This window comes from Pseudomonas sp. 05N432 (genome assembly GCF_056396945.1).
In genome coordinates this window covers 1-5,154 of record NZ_JBFTMM010000039.1, presented here as the reverse complement: position 1 = coordinate 5,154, position 5,154 = coordinate 1, and the positions used below count along the sequence as shown (strand labels likewise).

The window sequence follows — 5,154 nt, the reverse complement described above, 5'->3', positions numbered from 1 at the left end:
CCGTTAAAAGAGCCAAACAACACCGCTCTTTCAACTCCTTCGGACTTCGATGAACTGAAGCGTAACCGCTGCCGAAAACTGCGTAACTCTTTGTTTACCAAGGAGTTTTCCGTTTCGACTGCGCCGGAAGTGGGGCGAATTATAGACTTCCAGAATCTGCCGTCAACACTTAATTTTGCTTTTCTATCAATGAGTTGCAGAAAGCCGAAAAAACAGTGTTTTCCCCTCTATATGGAGAAGGAAAAACACCGCCTCTATATAGAAGGAACCCTCAGAGCACTCCAGCTTCTTTAAAAGCAGCAACGGTGGCGGCCTCAAGCCCCAGCACCCGCTGCAAAACCTCAAGCGTGTGCTCACCCAATAGAGGAGGGGCGCTTCGGTACTCCACTGGTGTCTCGGACAAGCGAATGGGACTGGCAACCTGCGGCACCACCCCAGCCAGCGCATGAGGAAGCTCGATCGCCAAACCCCGCGCCTTGACCTGTGGATCGGCAAATACCTGAGACAGATCGTTGATCGGTCCGCACGGCACACCCGCTTGCTCCAGCTGCGCCACCCACTCGGCAGTGGTCTTGAAGACCGTAGCCTGACGAATCAGCGGAATCAGCACCGCACGATTCGCAACACGAAGCTTGTTCGTCGCGAACCGTGGATCATCCGCCCACTGCGGCTGACCAGCCACTTCGGCGAACTTGCGGAACTGCCCGTCATTCCCCACCGTCAGGATGAAATCACCATCCGCGGTCGGGAAGTCCTGATAGGGAACAATGTTCGGGTGAGCATTACCCAAGCGCTTGGGAGCCATGCCGGTAGTCAGGTAATTCATCGCCTGGTTAGCAAGGCACGCCACCTGAACGTCCAACAACGCCATGTCGATGTGCTGACCACCACCTTCATGCTCCCGATGCGCCAATGCCGCCAGGATCGCCACTGTCGAGTAAAGCCCTGTCAAAATGTCTGTCAGCGCTACACCGACTTTCACCGGCCCGGCACCTTCATCACCTTCAGGGCGCCCGGTCAGGCTCATCAAGCCGCCGAGCCCCTGAATCATGAAGTCGTAGCCCGCACGCTTGGCATAAGGTCCGGTCTGGCCGAAGCCAGTGATCGAGCAATAGATCAGATCAGGATTGATCGCCTTGAGGGTTTCGTAGTCCAGCCCATAAGCGGCCAGACCACCGACCTTGAAATTCTCGATCAGGATATCGGACTTCGCTGCCAGCTCACGAACCAGACGCTGACCTTCGGCCTGAGTAAAGTCGATAGTCACTGACTGCTTGTTGCGATTGGCCGACAAGTAATAAGCGGCCTCGCTGGTGTTCTCGCCGTAAGCATCCTTAAGGAACGGCGGCCCCCAGGCGCGCGTATCATCACCATTGCCCGGACGCTCGACCTTTATAACCTCGGCGCCGAGATCCGCGAGTATCTGGCCGGCCCAAGGCCCGGCCAGTACTCGTGATAAATCCAGTACCCGCAAATGCGATAACGCACCCATGGCCGCTCTCCTATTAATAGAACGCCTGGAGACCGGTCTGCGCACGCCCCAGGATCAGCGCGTGAACGTCGTGAGTCCCTTCATAGGTGTTGACCACCTCAAGGTTGACCAGATGACGCGCAACACCAAATTCGTCGGAGATACCATTGCCGCCCAACATATCGCGAGCCATACGGGCGATGTCCAACGACTTGCCGCAAGAGTTGCGCTTCATCATTGAGGTGATTTCGACGGCAGCCGTGCCTTCATCCTTCATACGCCCCAGACGCAGGCAACCTTGCAGGGCCATGGTAATTTCAGTCTGCATGTCCGCCAGTTTCTTCTGGATCAACTGGGTGGCAGCCAAAGGTCGGCCAAACTGCTGACGATCCAAGGTGTACTGGCGAGCGGTGTGCCAGCAGAATTCGGCTGCACCCAGAGCGCCCCAGGCGATGCCATAACGGGCAGAGTTCAGGCAGGTAAAAGGGCCTTTCAAACCGCGGACATCCGGGAAGATGTTCTCTTCTGGAACGAATACGTTGTCCATCACGATCTCACCGGTGATGGAGGCACGCAGACCGACCTTGCCGTGGATCGCCGGAGCACTCAGGCCTTTCCAGCCTTTCTCAAGGACGAAGCCACGGATATCGCCGGCGTCATCCTTGCCCCACACCACAAATACGTCAGCGATCGGGCTGTTGGTGATCCACATCTTGCTGCCGGTCAGGCTGTAGCCGCCTTCCACCTTGCGTGCACGAGTGATCATCGAACCCGGATCGGAACCATGGTTCGGCTCAGTCAGACCAAAGCAACCAATCCACTCACCGGTAGCGAGTTTCGGCAGGTATTTCTGCTTCTGCGCCTCGGTACCAAACTCGTTGATCGGCACCATGACCAGCGAAGATTGCACGCTCATCATCGAGCGATAGCCGGAGTCGATGCGCTCGACCTCACGAGCGATCAGTCCATAGCTGACATAGTTCAGGCCGCTGCCGCCGTACTGCTCAGGAATGGTCGCGCCCAGCAGGCCGATCTCACCCATTTCGCGGAAGATCGCCGGGTCGGTTTTCTCATGACGGAACGCTTCAAGAATACGGGGTGCCAGTTTGTCCTGAGCAAACTGGGCAGCGCTGTCGCGCACCATGCGCTCCTCTTCAGTGAGCTGCTGATCCAGCAGCAGGGGATCGATCCAGTTGAAGCTAGCTTTACCGGCCATGAGAGAGTCCTCGCGAAGTAGGTCAAATATCGTGGACTGATCCTAGGCGCCGCTTGCGTATTGGGCAAACGAGGATTTTGCATACTGTTGTGCTAATTTCTCACTCCGTGACGACCTTAGACGCCACCTATGCCAACTATTAGTGAGGTTGTCGTACATGCGCAGGAAGATACCCAGCACTGCCGCACTGATCAGCTTCGAAGCGGCAGCCCGCCATGAGAGCTTTACCAAGGCCGCTCAAGAGTTATCGCTGACTCAAGGAGCGATATGCCGACAGATCGCCAGCCTGGAGGAGTTCCTCAGCGTTGAACTGTTCCGACGCTCACGACGCGGCGTGAAGTTGACCGAAGCAGGGCTTTCCTACAGCCGGCGCGTAGCAACGCAACTGGATGCCGTTGAACGGGACACACTGTCAGTGATGGGCCAGCAGGGTGCTAACGTCATCGAACTGGCGGTCGTGCCAACCTTTGGTACTCAATGGCTGCTGCCACGACTCAAGGATTTTCAGCAGCAGCATCCGGAAGTCACGGTCAACCTGACCAACCGCACACGACCCTTTCTGTTTGCCGACACCGACTTTGACGCAGCGATTTACTTTGGTGACGCCGATTGGCCCGGTACCGAATCCCACAGGCTGATGGGCGAGAATCCGATGCCGGTGTGCAGCCCGAGATTACTCGGTGATCACACACACTTGAGCGCCGAAATGATTGCCGACCTGCCGCTACTGCAGCAGACCACACGCCCTTACGCCTGGCGCCAGTGGTTCGACTCACAGCACCTGAATATCCCCCGCGACATGACAGGTCCGCGTTACGAGCTATTCTCCATGCTGGCTCAGGCGGCAATGCATGACATGGGCATCGCACTGATCCCTCCGTTCCTGATTCAGCGTGAGCTGGCGGAGAAACGACTGGTGATTGCCAACTCTCAGGCCCTGTCGAGCATCAAGGCCTACTACCTGATGATTCCTGACCGAAAGGTCGAATCAGCCTCTTTACGCGCATTTCGCGATTGGCTAGTTAACCAGGCACATAGCTACAACCTAGAAGGGCAGGGCTTATCCGCCACAAATTGACCTCGTAGTCAGTTAAATTGAAGCACTACAGATATAAGTATTTGTCGCATTTCAGCAGACTGTACCCTCAGGAGGCACAATCGTCAATAAGATCAAGCAGGAGATTTGACGTGCACATTGGTGTTCCTCTCGAAACCCAGACCGGTGAAACGCGGGTTGCTGCAACCCCGGAAACCATCAAGAAGCTGATCGGCCAGGGTCATAAGGTCACTGTGCAAAGCGGCGCCGGCATTAATGCCAGCGTTGTCGACAGTGCTTATGAAGCGGCAGGCGCAATGATTGGCAGTGCCAACGAGGCATTTGGCGCAGAGCTGATTCTCAAGGTCGTCGCACCCAGCGACAGCGAACTGGCCCTSATCAAGCGCGGCACCGTGCTGGTGGGCATGCTCAACCCGTTCAGCAATGAAACCATTGCCAAGCTGGCCGAGTGCGGSATTACYGCGTTCTCCCTGGAAGCYGCGCCGCGCACTTCCCGCGCGCARAGCCTCGATGTGCTGTCCTCGCAAGCCAACATTGCCGGCTATAAAGCTGTGTTGCTGGCCGCCCATTACTATCCGCGCTTCATGCCGATGTTGATGACCGCCGCSGGCACCGTGAAGGCCGCTCGCGTGCTGATYCTCGGCGCCGGYGTGGCRGGYYTGCAGGCGATCGCCACCGCCAAGCGTCTGGGCGCGGTGATTGAAGCGTCCGACGTGCGCCCGGCGGTGAAGGAACAGATCGAATCCCTCGGCGCCAAGTTCGTCGACGTCCCGTACGAGACCGATGAAGAGCGCGAATGTGCCGTTGGTGTCGGCGGTTACGCACGCCCCATGCCAGCCAGCTGGATGCAGCGTCAGGCCCTGGCCGTGCACGAACGCGCCAAGCAGGCCGAYATCGTCATCACCACCGCCCTGATTCCCGGCCGCAAGGCGCCAGTGCTGCTGAGCGCTGAAACCGTGGCGCAGATGAARCCCGGTTCGGTGGTCATCGACCTGGCCGCTGCGCAAGGCGGCAACTGCCCGCTGACCGTGGCCGACCAGGTGGTGGTTGCGCACGGCGTGACCATTGCCGGCCCGACCAACCTGGCCGCCCAGGTCGGCGCAGACGCCTCCGCGCTGTACGCCCGCAATCTGCTGGACTTCCTGAAGCTGGTCTTCAACAAGGAAGGTCAGTTCGAAGTAAACCTCGAAGACGACATCGTCGCCGCGTGCCTGATGTGCCGCGATGGCCAAGTCATCCGCAAAAACGCCTAAGCAGGAATTCAGACGATGGAAGAGCTTATCTCCCCCGGTATCTACAACCTGATCATCTTCGTGCTGGCGATTTATGTCGGTTATCACGTGGTCTGGAACGTTACACCCGCACTGCACACCCCGTTGATGGCGGTGACCAACGCCATTTCGGCGATAT

The 5,154-nt window shown here is 57.7% G+C and carries 6 protein-coding genes; 4 read left to right on the top strand and 2 right to left on the bottom strand.

Translation table 11 applies throughout. From position 1 onward, the window contains the following. Positions 1-294 (top strand): hypothetical protein (locus tag AC1DHT_RS29065; protein WP_442114835.1); only part of this gene is annotated, 294 nt, incomplete at its 5' end. Here AC1DHT_RS29065 and AC1DHT_RS29060 read toward each other — a convergent pair. Further along, positions 272-1,492, bottom strand: coding sequence for a CaiB/BaiF CoA transferase family protein (locus AC1DHT_RS29060; protein ID WP_427547377.1), 1,221 nt, complete (start codon positions 1,490-1,492; stop codon positions 272-274). The two genes, AC1DHT_RS29065 and AC1DHT_RS29060, sit on opposite strands and share 23 nt — an antisense overlap. Before the next feature lie 13 nt (positions 1,493-1,505). Next, positions 1,506-2,687 carry an acyl-CoA dehydrogenase gene (locus AC1DHT_RS29055; protein WP_054594978.1) on the bottom strand — a complete coding sequence of 394 codons (1,182 nt, stop codon included), beginning with the start codon at positions 2,685-2,687 and terminating at the stop codon, positions 1,506-1,508. 157 nt (positions 2,688-2,844) lie between these two features. On the opposite strand from AC1DHT_RS29055, the gene AC1DHT_RS29050 reads away from it, so the two are divergent. The 3 genes from AC1DHT_RS29050 to AC1DHT_RS29040 all read left to right on the top strand — a co-directional run. Next, on the top strand, positions 2,845-3,765 hold the full coding sequence (locus AC1DHT_RS29050) for a LysR family transcriptional regulator (RefSeq protein ID WP_427547374.1): 921 nt from the start codon (positions 2,845-2,847) through the stop codon (positions 3,763-3,765). 110 nt (positions 3,766-3,875) lie between these two features. Continuing rightward, complete coding sequence (locus AC1DHT_RS29045) at positions 3,876-4,997, top strand: Re/Si-specific NAD(P)(+) transhydrogenase subunit alpha (RefSeq protein WP_427547430.1); 1,122 nt, start codon at positions 3,876-3,878, stop codon at positions 4,995-4,997. Positions 4,998-5,012: 15 nt separating this feature from the next. Then, positions 5,013-5,154 (top strand): proton-translocating transhydrogenase family protein (locus AC1DHT_RS29040; RefSeq protein WP_477761578.1); only part of this gene is annotated, 142 nt, incomplete at its 3' end.

Coding starts and splice junctions, on each gene's coding strand:
- AC1DHT_RS29060 (WP_427547377.1), bottom strand. CDS start 1,492: ATGGGTGCGTTATCGCATTTGCGGGTACTGGATTTATCACGAGTACTG.
- AC1DHT_RS29050 (WP_427547374.1), top strand. CDS start 2,845: ATGCGCAGGAAGATACCCAGCACTGCCGCACTGATCAGCTTCGAAGCG.
- AC1DHT_RS29055 (WP_054594978.1), bottom strand. CDS start 2,687: ATGGCCGGTAAAGCTAGCTTCAACTGGATCGATCCCCTGCTGCTGGAT.